Source organism: Parafrankia sp. Ea1.12, assembly GCF_900465275.1.
Classification (GTDB): domain Bacteria; phylum Actinomycetota; class Actinomycetes; order Frankiales; family Frankiaceae; genus Parafrankia; species Parafrankia soli.
Genome location: NZ_UBIZ01000382.1, coordinates 1 through 15407, shown reverse-complemented (window position 1 = coordinate 15407; position 15407 = coordinate 1). Strand labels below are relative to the sequence as shown.

Annotated in this window: 12 protein-coding genes; 10 read left to right on the top strand and 2 right to left on the bottom strand. The window is 73.5% G+C overall.

Annotation, left to right across the window (positions count from 1 at the left end; all coding sequences use genetic code 11):
- Nucleotides 1–86: 86 nt before the first annotated feature.
- From FMEAI12_RS21810 to FMEAI12_RS21785, 6 genes are all read left to right on the top strand, one after another.
- Nucleotides 87–1325 carry a mechanosensitive ion channel family protein gene (locus FMEAI12_RS21810; protein WP_112107662.1) on the top strand — a complete coding sequence of 413 codons (1239 nt, stop codon included), beginning with the start codon at nt 87–89 and terminating at the stop codon, nt 1323–1325.
- An 84-nt stretch (nt 1326–1409) separates the two neighbouring features.
- Nucleotides 1410–2150, top strand: a complete 741-nt coding sequence (locus FMEAI12_RS21805; RefSeq protein WP_071061445.1) for a response regulator transcription factor — start codon at nt 1410–1412, stop codon at nt 2148–2150.
- Nucleotides 2125–4203, top strand: coding sequence for a HAMP domain-containing sensor histidine kinase (locus FMEAI12_RS21800; protein ID WP_112107646.1), 2079 nt, complete (start codon nt 2125–2127; stop codon nt 4201–4203). The genes FMEAI12_RS21805 and FMEAI12_RS21800 overlap by 26 nt, the downstream gene beginning before the upstream one ends.
- Nucleotides 4200–6578 (top strand): 4-alpha-glucanotransferase, encoded by a 2379-nt coding sequence (locus FMEAI12_RS21795; RefSeq protein WP_112107645.1) that lies wholly within the window; start codon nt 4200–4202, stop codon nt 6576–6578. The genes FMEAI12_RS21800 and FMEAI12_RS21795 overlap by 4 nt, the downstream gene beginning before the upstream one ends.
- Nucleotides 6579–6807: 229 nt before the next feature.
- Nucleotides 6808–7116, top strand: a complete 309-nt coding sequence (locus FMEAI12_RS21790; RefSeq protein WP_235014288.1) for a hypothetical protein — start codon at nt 6808–6810, stop codon at nt 7114–7116.
- Nucleotides 7103–7498 (top strand): DUF5130 family protein, encoded by a 396-nt coding sequence (locus tag FMEAI12_RS21785; protein ID WP_071061750.1) that lies wholly within the window; start codon nt 7103–7105, stop codon nt 7496–7498. Before FMEAI12_RS21790 ends, FMEAI12_RS21785 begins: the two co-directional genes overlap by 14 nt.
- 67 nt (nt 7499–7565) lie before the next feature.
- Here FMEAI12_RS21785 and pepN read toward each other — a convergent pair whose 3' ends face one another.
- Entirely contained in the window at nt 7566–10121 is a 2556-nt protein-coding gene (gene pepN / locus FMEAI12_RS21780; RefSeq protein ID WP_112107644.1) for an aminopeptidase N, read from the bottom strand.
- Between the two features lie 393 nt (nt 10122–10514).
- On the opposite strand from pepN, the gene FMEAI12_RS21775 reads away from it, so the two are divergent.
- From FMEAI12_RS21775 to FMEAI12_RS21765, 3 genes are all read left to right on the top strand, one after another.
- Complete coding sequence (locus tag FMEAI12_RS21775; protein WP_112107661.1) at nt 10515–11927, top strand: AI-2E family transporter; 1413 nt, start codon at nt 10515–10517, stop codon at nt 11925–11927.
- A gap of 80 nt (nt 11928–12007) precedes the next feature.
- Nucleotides 12008–12742: a DsbA family protein gene (locus FMEAI12_RS21770; RefSeq protein WP_235014287.1), complete on the top strand. Its 735-nt coding sequence runs from the start codon at nt 12008–12010 to the stop codon at nt 12740–12742.
- A gap of 61 nt (nt 12743–12803) precedes the next feature.
- The gene (locus FMEAI12_RS21765; RefSeq protein ID WP_112107643.1) at nt 12804–13289 is read left to right on the top strand and encodes a ribose-5-phosphate isomerase; all 486 of its coding nucleotides are present in this window, start codon (nt 12804–12806) and stop codon (nt 13287–13289) included.
- On the opposite strand, the gene FMEAI12_RS37275 is transcribed toward FMEAI12_RS21765, so the two are convergent.
- On the bottom strand, nt 13235–13633 hold the full coding sequence (locus tag FMEAI12_RS37275; protein ID WP_200835370.1) for a hypothetical protein: 399 nt from the start codon (nt 13631–13633) through the stop codon (nt 13235–13237). The two genes, FMEAI12_RS21765 and FMEAI12_RS37275, sit on opposite strands and share 55 nt — an antisense overlap.
- Nucleotides 13634–14414: 781 nt before the next feature.
- On the opposite strand from FMEAI12_RS37275, the gene FMEAI12_RS21755 reads away from it, so the two are divergent.
- Nucleotides 14415–15407 (top strand): dolichyl-phosphate beta-glucosyltransferase (locus FMEAI12_RS21755; RefSeq protein ID WP_112107642.1); only part of this gene is annotated, 993 nt, incomplete at its 3' end.

Genomic DNA, 15407 nt, shown 5'->3' with positions numbered 1-15407 from the left:
GCGTGCCCGCCGAACCAGTCGCGGCCGGGCTGCCCCCGGCGGTCATGGGCGCGGAGCCGTCCCTGCTGGCTCAGCCCGTGATCCCGATGCTCGGCGCGATCCTGTCGCCCACCGCCGCACCGACGACCGCGGCGACGGTCTCGCCCAGCCCCATACCCTCGGTGTCGATCTCGCCCGGTCCGACGACGGATCCGCTCGTCTCGATCGAGGGCGTCGCGAACGCGCTGCGGGACGCCTGCGGCACGGACCCCGGCCTCATGTGCCGCACCGTGTACGACGTCACGGGCAGTAACTATCTTGCGTCCGGCGCCGAGGTGTTCCTCGGCACGCCGATCAAGATTCTGCTGATTCTGCTGTTCGCGATGGTGATCCGGACGCTGCTGCACCGGTTCATCCGGCGGACCACCGAACGGGCCGCCTCGGGGCGCAGTACCGGCATGCTGCGCGGGCTGCGGTCGAACACCTTGCTGGGCGCATTCGGTGATCCGACCGTTCTGCTCGAGCGGCGGCGCCAGCGCGCCGGAACGGTCGGATCGCTGCTGCGCAGCGTGACGTCAATCTTTGTGTTCGGGCTGGCTTTCCTCACGATCCTCGGCGAGCTCGGCCTGAATCTAGCCCCGATCGTGGCCAGCGCCGGAGTGCTCGGCATCGCCGTCGGTTTCGGTGCGCAGAACCTCGTGCGCGACTTCCTGTCGGGCATGTTCATGCTGCTGGAGGACCAGTACGGCGTCGGCGACGTGATCGATGTCGGCCCGGTCTCGGGCACCGTCGAGGCGGTGAGCCTGCGGATGACCCGAATGCGCGACGTCGAGGGGACGGTCTGGTACGTCCGCAACGGCGAGATAACCCGGGTCGGGAACAAGAGTCAACAGTGGGCCCGCACGGTTCTCGACGTCCCGCTCGACTACGACACCGAGGTCGCCGCCGCGAAACGGGTGCTCGTCCGGACGGCCGACAAGCTGTGGAAGGACGAGGCCTGGTCCGGCCTGATCCTCGCCGAGCCGGAGGTCTGGGGCATGGAGACCATGACCGCGGACGGCTACACGCTGCGGATCGCCATCAAGACCCAGCCGCTCAAGCAGTGGGACGTCGCCCGCGAGCTGCGGGAGCGGGTCCGGGCGTCGCTCGGCCGGGCCGGGATCGAGCTCGGCACCGTCCAGCGCAGCGAGGTCGTGGTCGTCGACGACGATGACGACGACAAGCCCGCCGAGGAGGAGGAGGAGACGCCGGGCGGCACCGGCGGCTCGCCGGGCCAGGGCGCGAACGACGTGCCGACACCCAGGATCGATCCGCCCGCGCCGGCCCCTTCCAGGCACAGCGCCTGAAGCGGGGCTGAGGATCGGACAAGGTCTTGCTGAGATGCGCGTCCGGAGCATGGAACTGTCGGGCGAGCGGGGCAGACTGGAGCCGTGCGAGTACTGGTGGTGGACGACGACGCGGCTGTCCGCGAGTCGCTGGAGCGGTCGCTGAGGTTCGAGGGCTACGAGGTGCGCACGGCGCCCGACGGGGTCGCCGCGCTGGAGGTGGTGGCGCGCGACCAGCCGGACATCGTCGTGCTCGACGTGATGATGCCGAGGATGGACGGCCTGGAGACCTGCCGCCGTCTGCGGGCGCGCGGTGACGACGTCCCCGTCCTCATGCTGACTGCCCGTGACGGGCTGGCCGACCGGGTCAGCGGCCTCGACGTGGGCGCCGACGACTACCTGGTGAAGCCCTTCGCGTTGGAGGAGCTGTTCGCCCGGCTGCGGGCGCTGATCCGGCGGTCCACCCTCGTGACACGGGCCAGCGTGGGCCACGGCCCCGCGCAGGGCGCCGAGCCGGGCCAGGGCGTCCCCCCCGCGCTGTCGTACGCGGGGGTGGCGCTCGACCCGGCGAGCCGCCAGGTCCTGCGGGAGGGCCGGGAGCTGACGCTGACCAAGACCGAGTTCGAGCTGCTCGAGCTGTTCCTGACCCATCCGCGCCAGGTCCTCTCCCGATCGATGATCATGGAGAAAGTCTGGGGCTACGACTTCGGACCCTCCTCGAACTCCCTGGAGGTGTTCGTGAGCTACCTGCGGCGCAAGCTCGAGGCCGGCGGGGAGCCACGGCTGCTGCACACGGTGCGCGGGGTGGGTTACGTCCTGCGTGAACCCGCCGCCGACCGGGTGTGAGCCCGCTGCCGCTGTCAGGGCCGACGATGCCGACGAAACCGGCCAGGTCGAAGAGGCCGGCAAGGCCGGCAAGGCCGACAACGCCGGCAAGGCCGACAAGGCCGACAACGCCGACGAGGTCGGTGTGACCGGGCCGGAGCAGCCGGCGGACACGCTGGTCGAGGGCCGGCGGGTGGGGGGTCCGTCGTCCCGGCCGGCGGCGTCGCGCTGGCCCAGCCGGCTCCCGCGGCTGACGCTGCGGGCCCGGATGGCGCTGCTCGCCGGGGTGGCCGTAGCCGCCGCGGTCGCCGTCGTGGTCAGCGTCGCCCTCGGCGTCACCCGGATCGTGCTGAACCAGGCGATCGACGACCAGCTCCTGGAGCAGGCCAAGGCGTCGGCCGGCAACCTGCAGGCGAGCCAGATCAGCGTCCGGGCCCTGAACTTCGGCATGGAGCTGCAGTTCCTCGACGGCGACGGAGTGCCCCTGGAGAGCGCCTTCCCGTCGCTGGAGACCTTCGCGATCCCCGTCGACGCGGCCGACGCCGAGGTCGCGCGGGGCCTGCGTGGCAAGAACCTGCGCACCGTCACGGTCGAGGGCCAGCGGTACCGGGTGGCCACCGTCCCGCTGCGCTATCCGCCGCCACTCACCGGCACCGGGGCCCTGCAGCTGGCCCGGTCCACCTCCGACGTGGATCGCACGCTGCGCGATCTCGGGCTGGTGCTGTTCATCGTCGGGCTGGTCGGCGTGGTCGGCTCGGTGATCGCCGGCCGCCTCGTCGCCCGCGCCTCGCTGAAACCGGTGGACGCCGCGGCGGCCGCGGCGGAGGAGGTGGCACGTACCCAGGACCTCTCCGCCCTGATCCCGGTCACCGGCTCGGACGAGATCGCCCGGCTGGCTACCAGCCTCAACAGCATGCTGCGGGCGCTGGAGGCATCCCGGCTGCGGCAGCGCCAGCTCGTCGACGACGCCGCCCACGAGCTGCGCACGCCGCTGACCAGCCTGCGCACCAACATCGAGCTCCTGATGCGGGCGGAGACGACTCCGAACCGGGCGCTGCCCGCGGCGGACCGCGACGCGCTGCTGCGCGACGTCGACGCCCAGATGCGCGAGCTGACCGCGCTGGTCAACGAGCTGATCGAGCTGGCCCGCGACGAGGTGCCCACGGAGGAGATCGAGCGGCTCGATCTCGCCCAGGTCGTGCGGGCCGCCGCGGACCGGGCCCGGCGCCGGGCGAACACCAAGGGCATCCGGATCGAGGTGAACGTCGAGCCGTCCCTGGTGGACGGGCGGCCGAGCCTGCTGGAGCGGGCGGTGACCAACCTGCTGGACAACGCGGTGAAGTTCAGCCCGCCGTCCTCGACCGTGCGGGTGGTCAGCCGGGCCGGCGAGGTCACCGTCGCCGACGAGGGCCCGGGCATCGCGCCGGCCGACCGGGCCCGCGTCTTCGAGCGCTTCTACCGGGCCACGGCGGCGCGCAGCCTGCCCGGCTCCGGCCTCGGCCTGGCGATCGTCGCGGACGCCGCGGCGATGCACGGCGGGACGGCCGAGGCCGCCGAGTCGCCGTCCGGCGGCGCGCTGCTGCGGATGACATTGCCCTGCGTGGCGGCCTGGGAGCGGGGGGTTCCCTGGGACGGCGACGATCCCGTCGGGTACGGCGGGTTCGTCTCCGACGGCGGGACCGCCGGCGCGAACGGCTCCCTTTCGGCAGGCGGCCCTCCTCCGATGGGTGGCCCTCTGCCCATGGGCGGCTTCGCTCCGGCGGGCGGAGCCGCGCCCGTGGGCGTCTCCCCGACGCGCTCCGGGCCCGCGGCTGCGGCTGCGGACGCGGACGCGGACTCGCCGTGGCGGCGGCCGGCCGGCGGCTCCGCGGCGGCCGCCGAAGCGGAGCAGGCGGTGGCCGAGAGAGCGGAGACGGCAGAACAGACGGCAGAGCAGACGGCAGAGCGGGCGGCTGGGCGGAAGGCGGGCGGGGCAGGCGCGGGCGGTCCGGCCACGGCGCCCGGCGTTGGCGCGGAGCGGCCCGGGGGGCGTCCAACGGTCCGCCCGGGGCAGCGGGCAGGATCAGGTCCGTGACATCCGCGACCGAGCGCCCCGACCAGCCCGCCGCGCCCCCCGCTGCTACCGCGGCGCCTACCGCTGCGGCGCCGTCCACCGCCGCATCGTCCACCGCCGGGCCGTCAGCCGGCGGCGCGGTCGGAGCCGGTGGGCAGCCGGGTCCGGCGTCTGTCTGGTCCGGGCTCGGTGACCTCGCGGCCCTCGCCGCCGAGTTCGGGGTGGCCACGTCCTACGACGGGCAGGACGGCACGCCGGTCACGGTGCAGCCGACGGCCGTCCGGGCGGCGCTGGGCCTGCTCGGCGTCGACCCGTCGGACCCGGCCGTCGCGCTCGCCGGGGCACGCGAGGCGCGTCGGCGGCGCCCGCTGCCCCCGTGCGCGGTCGTCCGGGCGCAGGCCCCCGCGCCGGTCGCCGTGCATGTGCCGGATGCCGCCGCGGACGCCGTCACCGCCGAGGCCGTGCTGGCCGGAGGGGAGAGCGTGCCGCTGTCGGTCGGGCTGCGCGGCACCGTCGGGGAGGTCGACGGCCGTGCCGTCCGCGCCGGCACGGTGGACCTGCCGTCCGGCCTGCCGCTCGGGGATCACCGCCTGCGGCTGAGCTTCGGCGGGAGCACCGCCGAGTGCCCGCTGATCGTCGTCCCGGAGCGCGTGCCCGACTTCGCGGCCGCCCCGAGCCCGGCCGAGGCCACCGGGCGGGCCTGGGGCTGGATGATCCAGCTGTACGCGCTCACCTCCGCGGGATCGTGGGGGATGGGCGACTACGCCGACCTCGCCACCCTCGCCGAGTGGTCCGCGCGTGACGGCGCCGACGTTCTGCTGGTGAACCCGCTGCACGCGGTGGCGCCGACCTTTCCGGTCGAGCCGTCGCCGTACTCGCCGGCGAGCCGCCGCTTCGTCTCACCGCTCTACCTGCGGCCCGAGCTGACCCCGGAGTACCGGCACGCCTCCGAGACGGTGCGGGCGGAGGTCGACCGGCTGGCGGGAGTCGCCCGCCGGGAGGGGACCAGGGACGGCCTGATCGACCGGGACGCGGTGTGGCGGGCCAAGCTCGCCGCCGTCGAGCTGCTGTTCACCTCGTCCGGCGGCGGGACGGGCGACGGGCCGGCCGGTGGGCAGGAGGCCGACGGCGCGCTGCGCGACTTCGCGCTCTGGTGCGCGCTCGCCGAGCGGCACGGCCGGGACTGGCGCACCTGGCCGGAGGACCTGCGCGATCCCGCCGGGCCGGCGGTCGACGCCGCGCGCGCCGGGCTGGCGGACGACGCCGCGCGCGCCGAACTAGCGGAACGCGTCGCGTTCCACGTCTGGCTGCAGCGGCGGTGCGACGACCAGCTCGGCGCGGCGCAGGCCGCGGCCAGGGCGGCCGGGATGCGGGTCGGCGTCGTTCACGATCTGGCCGTCGGGGTCGATCCGGGCGGCGCGGACGCCTGGGCGATGCGCGGCGTGCTGGCCACCGGTGCCTCCGTCGGCGCCCCGCCGGACGGCTTCAACCAGCAGGGCCAGGACTGGGGCCTACCGCCGTGGCGGCCCGACGTCCTCGCGGAGAGCGGGTATGCCCCGTTCCGGGCGATGGTCGCCGCGGTGCTGTCCCGGGGCGGCGGGCTACGGGTGGATCACATTCTCGGGCTGTTCCGCCTGTGGTGGGTCCCGGACGGTGCCGGTGCTGCCGGCGGCACCTTCGTCCGCTACGACGCCGAGGCGCTGCTGGGGCTGCTCGCCCTCGAGGCGCACCGGGCCGGCGCCCTGGTCGTCGGTGAGGATCTCGGCACCGTCGAACCGTCGGTGGCCGAGGCGCTCGACGGCGCTGGCATCTTCGGCTCCTCGGTGCTGTGGTTCGAGCAGGCGGCGGACGGCTCCCCGCTCCCGCCGGGCGAGTACCGGGCCCGGACCATGGCCAGCGTGACCACGCACGACCTGCCGACCGCCGCCGGCTTCCTCGAGGGCGAGCACGTGCGCGTGCGTGCGCGGCTCGGCCTGCTCGCCCGCACCGACGAGCAGGAACGCGCCGCCTGGCTCGCCGAACGCGCCGGACTGATGCGGCTGCTCGCCGACGAGGGCCTGGTGAGCCCGCCGGCGGGGGTCGTGGCGGCGGAGGAGGATCGCCTCGATCCGGAGCTGCGTGCGGCGGCCGCGCTCGGCCTGCACGTCCTGCTTGCCCGGTCACGCGCGCGGATCGTGCTGGTCGCCCCCGGCGACGCGTTCGGCGACGTCCGCCAGCCGAACCTGCCCGGGACGGTCGACAGCTATCCGAACTGGCGGCTACCGGTCGTCGACGATGCCGGGGAACGCGTCACCGTCGAACGGCTGATCACCGATCCCCGGTCGCGTCGGATGGTCGAGGCACTCGGGGCGATCACCGCCGATCGGGCGGGAGCCACCACCACCCGGCGCCCCTGAAGCGCTGTGGCACGCGTCGCCGGGACGCAACCGTGCTCGTCGGCGGTGTGGGCGAGCTAGCTCGCACCCCTGGGCACGGATCGTGCCGGCCGTTCCCGGTACCCTTCCGGACGTGATTCCACGTCGTCCGCGCCGTACGTCTCGGCGGTCCGCCGCGGCCGGCGATCTGCCCCCGACCTCCAGGTCGGGTCGGCGGGTCGCCGCGCGCCGCGTTCTGACCGTCGCTGCGTTGTCCCTGTTCACGGTGCCCTTCCTCGCGGTGTCGGCCTCCGCGCAGGATGTGGGGACTCCCTACGACCCCGACCCGCTGTCGGCTGTCCATGCCTGGGCGCTCTACGGTGGAACGGTCATCGGCGGCTTCCTGCTGGCGTTCCTCCTCACCGCGGTGACGAGCCGACTGAGCCGCCCGTCGCGCTACCGTCCGGGCCAGCCTTGGGAGCACGACGAGATCTGGATCGGCGCGAAGCCGGAGGACATCGAGGCGAAGCGTTCGCGGGCCGCCGTACCGGGTGCGGGTGGTGCCAGTGGCACCTGGTGAGGCATTCACCCACGAGCAGACCGAGCGGATCGAACGTGCTCGGCAGTCCGCGCAGACCCAGACCGGCATCCGCTTCGCTGTCCGCGTCGGTGCGCTGGACGGCGATCTGAAGCTCGCCGCCGAGCGGCTGCTGGGCGGCCTGGCCGATCCCCGCAACGACGAGGCGGTGCTCGTCGCCGTCTCCCCGGGGCAGCGGTTCGTCCGCGTTGTGACCACGCCGGCCGCGAAGAAGCGCATCAGCGACTCGGCCGCCGGTCTGGCGGCCCTGGCCATGACGTCCAGCTTCGCTCTCGGTGACCTGGTGGGCGGTGTGATCACCGGGCTGCGTCAGCTCTCCGACGCCGCCGGCGCGCCCGCCGCGCCGACCGGGTCCCGCCGCTGATCTCGACGGTTCCCGCCGCTGACACCGGCCGCCGCGCCGGGCGCAGAGAGCCCGGCGCGGCGGACCGTCAGCCCGCGACCGGCCCCGCGGTGTCCTTCGCCCGCGCGGCGAGTGCCCGCACGAGCCCGTCCCGGCCCTCCATCAGTGCCCGGCGCAGCGCGGGCACCGGGTCCCGCTCCGCCAGGTAGGCGTCGGTCAGGTCCACCGTCGACTGCTCGATGACCCCGGACGGGAACAACATCTGGGTGATCGTCTGAGCGGTGTCGAACGAGCGGGTCTCCCAGATCCCACCGATCTCGGCGAAGAACCGGTCGACGTACGGCCGGGTCAGCTCGAGCTGGTCGGAGATCCAGAAACCGTTCATCGTGGCGACCGCCAGGTGGTTCGACAGGGCGTCCGAGTCCATGACCGCCGACCAGGCGTCCGCCTTGGCCTGCGCCGTCGGGCGGGCGCTGCGCGCGGTGGCGGCGCGCTTCTCCCCGGTGGCGGTGTTGTCCCGGGCGAGCTCCGCGTCGATCTCGGCGTCGCCGTAGACCCCGCGCGCGACGAGCTGGATGAGCAGGGTCCAGCGCAGCTCGGTGTCCAGGGCGAGCCCCTGCACCACGTCGGTGCCCTCGAAGATCGCCTTGACCCGGGCGATCTGCCCGGGCTCCTCGGTCTGGGCGAAGGCGGTCGCGAAGACGAGTTGCAGGTCGCCGCCGGGCTCGGCGGAGCGCATGAGCTCCTCGGCCCGGGTGGTCAGCTCGCGCAGCGCCGCCGGGCGGTTCGCCGGGTCGCCGTAGCTGTCGACGGTGAGCGCCGCCTTGGCGACCAGCGACTGCACCACGCCGATGTCGTCCTCGGCGTCGATGCCGGACAGCACGAGCCGGACGTAGTCGCGGGCCGCGAGCTCCGCGTCGCGGGTCATGTCCCAGGCCGCCGCCCAGCACAGCGTGCGCGGCAGCGAGGCCGAGATCGTCCCGATCGAGTCGATCAGGGTCCGCAGCGACCGCTCGTCCAGCCGGACCTTGGCGTAGGTGAGGTCGTCGTCGTTGAGCACGATCAGGTCGGGCTGGCGGACCCCGACGAGCTTCGCGACCTCGGTGATCTCCCCGACGACGTCCAGCTCGACCCGCTCGCGGCGGACGAGCGCGCCCGTGGTGTCCCGGTCGTAGAGGCCGATCGCGATCCGGTGCGGGCGCAGCGTCCGCGACGCGGTCGCGGGGGCGCTCGCCGGCTCCTGGACGACGTCGAACGAGGTGAACAGGCCCGACGAGTCGGTGAGGAACCGCGGCCGCAGCGTGTTCGCCCCGGTGGTCTCCAGCCAGTCGGCCGACCACGGGCTCAGATCCCGCCCGCTGGCCTTCTCCAGCTCGACGAGCAGGTCCTTCAGCGAGGTGTTGCCGTACTCGTACTTGCGGAAGTAGCTGCGCAGGCCGGCGAGGAACTCCTCCTGGCCCACCCACGCGACGAGCTGCTTGAGGACGGAGGCGCCCTTGGCGTAGGTGATGCCGTCGAAGTTCGTGCGCACCGCGTCCATGTCGGGGGCGTCGGCGACGATCGGGTGCGTCGAGGAGAGCTGGTCCTGGCGGTACGCCCAGCCCTTCTCCGCGTTGGCGAAGGTCGTCCAGCCGTTGGTGAAGCGGGTGGACGTCACCTGCGCCAGCACGGACATGTAGGTGGCGAAGGACTCGTTGAGCCACAGGTCGTCCCACCAGCGCATGGTCACGAGGTCGCCGAACCACATGTGCGCCATCTCGTGCAGGATCGTCTCGGCCCGCCGCTCGCGGCGCGCCTCGGTGACCTTCGCCCGGAAGACGTACTCCTCGAGGAAGGTGACGCAGCCGGCGTTCTCCATCGCGCCCGCGTTGAACTCCGGCACGAACAGCTGGTCGTACTTCCCGAACGGGTACCGGTAGTCGAAGACCCGGTGGTAGAAGTCGAAACCCTGTTTGGTGATCTCCAGGATCTCGCCCGGGTCGAGGAACTCGGCGAGCGAGCGGCGGCAGTACACCCCGAGGTCGATGCCGTCGTGGTGGTCGCGCACCTCGTGGTACGGCCCGGCGACCAGCGCGGTGATGTAGGTCGACATCACCGGGGTCGGGGCGAAGGCGGTCCGCGTCGCGCCGTCGGGAGCGGCCGTGGTGCCGGTGACCACGCTGTTGGAGATGATCCGCCAGTCGGCGGGCGCCGTCACCGCGAGGGTGAAGGCGGCCTTGAGATCCGGCTGGTCGAAGCAGGTGTACATGCGGTGCGCGTCGTACGTCTCGAACTGCGTGTAGAGGTACACGGCGCTGTCGACGGGGTCGACGAAGCGGTGCAGGCCCTCGCCGGTACGGGAGTAGGCGCACTCGGCCACGACCCGGAGCTCGTTCGTCGCGGCCAGGTCGGGCAGAGCGATCCGCCCGCCGTCGAAGACCACCGCCGGGTCCAGCGACCGGCCGTTGAGGACGACCTCGCGCACCGCCGGGGCGGCCAGCTCGACGAAGGTCGACGCGCCGGGCTCGGCGCAGGTGAACGACGCGGTGGTGCTGGACAGGAAGGTCTCGTCGCCGACCGTGAGGTCGAGCTCGACGTCGTAGGACGAGACGGCCAGCAGGCGGGCGCGCTCGCGCGCCTCGTCGCGGGTGAGGTTGTGAGGCACCCGGATCCTTTCGCAGAAACGTCGCGGAGTCGGCGAGGACGCGCGGCCACTGGGCATGCGGCCCACTGGGCCGGCGAACCACTGGACGTGCGCGCCGCGTCGCGGTCGCACGCGGCCATGACGTTGACCTCGGTGACCAGTCTCCCACGCCCGGACGCGGGGCCGGCGACGTCCGGACCGCACGCCGACCCGCCCGCTTCCGGCCCGGCGGGGGCCGCCGGGCCCGTCCTGTCCTGGCACCTCCGGCCTGGTCCGGCCACAGGATCGCGTTGTTCGGACGTGTGCTGAGTGCGTTGTTCTCACCCTTGGTGGAAGCTTGCGCCGACCATCGGGTTGGATGTCCCGAAGGACGGAACCTTCAGACACCGGACGTAGGGGGTAGCGGTGCGGCGGGTGGCGGGACTGGGCCGGGTCCCGGTTCGGCGTGGCCCGAGGAGGGCGGCCGCGGACGCCGCGGCCGACTCCGGGGCCGCCGGCTCCGCCACACCAGGCTCGGCGGGCCCGGCGGGCCCGGCCACACCAGGCTCCGCGGGTTCCGCCGGCGGCCCGGGTCCCGACGGCCGGCCCGCTCCGGCCGGCCCGCGCCAGCGCATCCCACGCCGGCTGCGCCTCGCCCGCTCGGGGGCCGGTGCCGGCCCGCCCGAGCAGGAGCCACGCCGGGCCGGTCCGGCCGGAGCGGCCGGAGCGGCCGGAGCGGGCAGCACCGCCGCTGGCGCCACGCAGGGCTCGACGGCGCGCCGTGCCGAGCAGCACGTGCCGGTGTCCCTCCGCGTCGCCTCCGCGTGGTCCTGGCGTCTGCTCATCATCGGGACGGCCGTCTACGTGCTGGCCATGATCGTGGGACGGGTGCGGATCGTCGTGATCCCGGTCATCGCCGGCCTGCTCATCGCGGCTCTCATCCACCCGATCGCGTACCGGTTCCAGCGGATGGGCGTGCCCAGGCTCGGCGCGGCGTTCGCGGCCCTGCTGATCTTCCTGTTGCTCGTCGTCGGGGCCGGCGTCGCGGTGGGCTTCAACGCCGCCAACGAGATCCCCGCGGTGGCCGACCAGGTCAGCGAGGGCGTGGACCAGGTCCGGGACTACCTGACGGACGGCCCGTTCCACCTTTCCCAGGGCCAGATCGACAACCTGGTCGACGACATCCGCAGCAGCCTCACGAGCAACCGCGGCCGGGTGGTCTCCGGCGTGCTGTCGACGGCGTCGGTCGCCGCGGAGGTGCTGACCAGCATTCTGGTCGCACTGTTCTCGACCTTCTTCTTCCTCTACGACGGCGAGCGGATCTGGAGCTGGATCGTCACCCGGTTCCCCAGCGGGGCCGAGGACCGGGTCCGCGGCGCGGGTCGGGAGGCCTGGCTCACCCTCACCGGTTACATCCGGGGCACGGTGTTCGTCGCCGCGGTGGACGCGGTCGGCATCACAATCGGGTTGGTCGCCGTCGGCGCCCCGCTCGTCGCGCCGCTGGCGCTGCTGACGTTCTTCGGCGGCTTCATCCCGATCGTCGGCGCGACCGTCGCCGGCATCGCCGCCGTGCTGGTCGCGCTCGTGTCGAACGGCGTGCCCGACGCGCTGATCATCCTGGGTGTCGTGATCGCGGTGCAGCAGGTCGAGGGCCACCTGCTGCAGCCGTTGGTGATGCGTCGGGCGGTCCGGCTGCATCCGCTGGCCATCGTCATCGCGCTGTCCGCGGGTGGCGTGCTCGCCGGGATCCCGGGGGCGATCGCGGCGGTGCCCTTCGTCGCGGTGGTCAACCGGGTGGCGACATACCTGGCCTCGGCCGGGAAGGATCCGCAGCCCGCGGATGGTTGACGTGGGAACGAGGCCCGATGGCCCTTCCGGGCCATCGGGCCGGACCCCGTCCTGTTCCGCGCGCCACCTTTGGAGCTGCCATGTCAGCCGACGTCGCCGTCTCGGTAGATCCTGTCGCCGACGGGCCCGCCGCACCCGCCGACCGGGCCGGATCCGTGGATGCCGCCGGCACCGCGGTGGGCAACGTCGAGGCACTGCCCACCCCCGAGCCGGCGGTCGTCGACGCGGACTTCTGGTTCGACCCGCTGTGCCCCTGGGCGTGGCTGACCTCGCGCTGGATGCTGGAGGTCGAGAAGGTCCGCCCGGTCCGGACCCGGTGGCACGTCATGAGCCTGGCGGTCCTCAACGACGGCCGGGACATGCCCGAGCAGTACCAGGAGCTGATGACGCAGGCGTGGGGGCCGGTGCGCATCTGCATCGCCGCCGCCGCGACCGCGGGGGAGGAGATCCTCCTCCCGCTCTACACGGCGCTGGGCCGCCGCCGTCACCTGGAGAAGGCCGAGCTGACGGAGGAGACCTTCGTCGCCGCGCTGGAGGAGGTGGGCCTCGACCCGGCGCTGGCGGCGGCCGCGCACTCCACGGAGTGGGACGAGCGGCTGCGGGCCAGCCACTCCGACGGCATCGGCCGGGTCGGCATGGACGTCGGGACGCCCGTCATCGCGATCGGGGACAACGCGTTCTTCGGCCCGGTGATCACTCCGACCCCGCGCGGCGAGGCCGCCGGTCGGCTGTGGGACGGCGTCCTCCTGGTCTCGGAGACACCTGGCTTCTACGAGCTCAAGCGCAGCCGCGAACAGGGTCCGATCTTCGACTGATCCGCGAGGGGTTGGTCACCCCCGCGCGGCGGTGCGCGGTGACCGGGCATGATGGCGCATCATGCGCGTCCATCTGGGTTCTGATCACGCCGGGTTCCACCTGAAGAAGGCTCTCGTCGCGCGCCTCGCGGAGCTCGGCCACGTCCCCGTCGACCACGGGCCTGTCGAGTACGACCCCGACGACGACTACCCGCCGTTCGTCATGGCCGCCGCGGCCGCCGCCGCGGCGGAGCCCGACAGCCTGGGGATCGTGATCGGCGGCTCGGGGAACGGCGAGGTCATCGCCGCCAACAAGGTTGACGGGGTGCGTGCGGCCCTGGTCTGGAGCGAACAGACGGCGACCCTCGCCCGCCAGCACAACGACGCCAACGTGATCAGCGTGGGCGCCCGCATGCACTCGCTGCCCGAGGCGGTGGAGCTGGTCGAGATCTTCCTCGCGACGCCGTTCAGCGGAGAGCAGCGTCACCTCCGCCGACTGCGGATGATCTCCGCCTACGAGCGTTCCGGGGAGATCCCCGAGCCGTCCCCCTCCTCGCCGGCGTCCTGAGCGCCGTTCGGCCCGCGGCGGGCCCCACCGGCCCGCCGCGGCCGTCCGGCGCGCCCTCGGCCCGCTGACGGGTCCGACGGGCCTGACGGGCCTGACGGGCCGGGGCTGTCGGCGGAGCGCGTGGCGGCGCGGCCTGCCGCCGGATCCGTGGCGCCGCCGGGCCCCGCCGGCGCGGGGTGGGCGTGGCGCAGCACGACCGCCTGCTCCGCCCAGGCCAGGTCCGCCTCGGTGGGGCGGGAGACGTCCCGCGCGCGCATCGCGGCGCTGAGGCTCAGCCGGGAGCGCCCGGCGCCCACCAGGCCGCGCAGCATCGCGTCGGCGCGGTGTTGGTCGTCACGTGGCATGCCGCCTCCCGTCAGGTCCGCGCGCGGTGGCCGGCGGCCGCGGTACGTCGGGCGCGTGCGGGCCGCCGGAAAGGCCTCGAACCGTATGGTGCCCGCGTGCGTGCGCGGATGCGCGGATCCCCGTGCCGTACGGCCGGCGGAACGCACGATGGTGGTATTCCGCGGACGTAGTGACCACCCGCATCTCCGGTGCCGGCGCCCCGTGGCCAGGGGGCTGTTCCCATTGGGAAATCTCCTGGTGGCCCCATGTTCGCGGGGTGGTCGAGAACCGGGTCGTACCGGGCCCCGGGGCGGCGGGTGGCCCCGTCGCGGGGTGCCGCCGGGGCCACCCGCCGGACATCCCCGCCGTGGTTCGTGCGACCGTCGACACCGACGTCGCCGTCAGGTCCCGAAGTTTCGTGCTGTTTCCGGGTCCAGGTACACATGTGACGATCCGGGGCTTCTCGGGAGGTAGATGTGAACGATGAGTAGCACCTTGGTGTCGTTGCGTACAATGTTCCCGGTGTTGCCGCTGACCATGAAGAACCCCGTCTGCCCAGCGGCGTCGATCTTCAGGCCATTCCGTATGCTGAGCGCCGATCTGCGGCGATCGTTGCGCGGGTATGACCGGTAAGCGAGCGGATCTGTCGCCCTCTGGCGTACAGACGTCGCTAAGACGGGAGGAAGTTGACAGAGCACGCAACTCCCCCGAAACTCGGCGATTCAGACTGGTCGCCACGGACAGACTCCATCCGGTGAGGGTCCGGTCATCGCTCCTGTCGTCACAGCCGAGGGGTGAGTAATGGACCTTGTGCCCGTGAGCGTGGTCATTCCCGCTTACAACGAGGCACTTCGTCTTCCGGCGTCCCTGCCGCGGCTGCTGGCTGTCGTGGGCAAGATCCCCAGGGCTGAGGTGATCGTCGTCGACGACGGCAGCACCGATGGCACCGCCGGGGTCGCAGAGGACCTGCTCGAGGGCTTTCCGAACCACCGTGTGGTACGCCTGCCGTGGAACTGCGGAAAGGGCACCGCGGTAAGGGCGGGCGTGTCGGCCGCGCATGGCCGGTCGATCGTCTTCATGGACGCCGACGGGGCCTCCGACGTGAACGACCTGCCGTTGCTGCTCGCCGCGCTCGAGCACGCCGAGGTGGCGCTGGGTTCGCGGCGAATCGGCGACGGAGCCACCCGGACAAGCGGCCGCAGGGCCGGTAGCTGGGCTTTCAACCAGATTACGCGTTCACTCGCGGCGCTGGACGTCGCTGACACGCAGTGTGGCTTCAAGGCGTTTCGGCACGCGGAAGCCAAGATTCTTTTCAGTCTCGCGCGCTCCACCGGCTTCGGATTCGACGTCGAGGTGCTCTCGATCGCGCGCTCGGTGGGCTATCGCATCGCCGAGGTACCCGTGCGCTGGGAGGAGACGCCCGGCGGCACCTTCCGGATTACCCGGCACACCCCCGCGATGCTCGTCGACGTCGTCCGGGCCCGCCGCTATCTCAGCCGGGTCGGGCTCCCGCCGGTCAGCCGTCGCCAGCGGCTGGGCGAGCTCGGCGTCGTGGACGCGTCCGAGCTGCTCGGCCGGCCGGCCACGCCGCGCGGTGCGGGGGAACCGCAGGGTGCCCCGCCCGGCCAGCTGCCAGTGCCCGCGACCCCCACCCGGCCCGGCACACCGGCCCGGCCGACGGCTCGTACCCGGCCCGGCACACCGGCCCGGCCGGTGCCTGTCGCCCGGCCCACGACCGCCGCCGCTCCCGCCCGGCCCACGGCCGTTCCCGCGCTGCCCGCGGCTGCTCCGGCC

Bases quoted from the DNA above. Each gene is read 5' to 3' on its own strand.
- FMEAI12_RS21810 (WP_112107662.1), top strand. From the start codon at position 87: ATGCTCGGCGCGATCCTGTCGCCCACCGCCGCACCGACGACCGCGGCG.
- FMEAI12_RS21770 (WP_235014287.1), top strand. From the start codon at position 12,008: ATGTCAGCCGACGTCGCCGTCTCGGTAGATCCTGTCGCCGACGGGCCC.
- FMEAI12_RS21765 (WP_112107643.1), top strand. From the start codon at position 12,804: ATGCGCGTCCATCTGGGTTCTGATCACGCCGGGTTCCACCTGAAGAAG.
- FMEAI12_RS37275 (WP_200835370.1), bottom strand. From the start codon at position 13,633: ATGCCACGTGACGACCAACACCGCGCCGACGCGATGCTGCGCGGCCTG.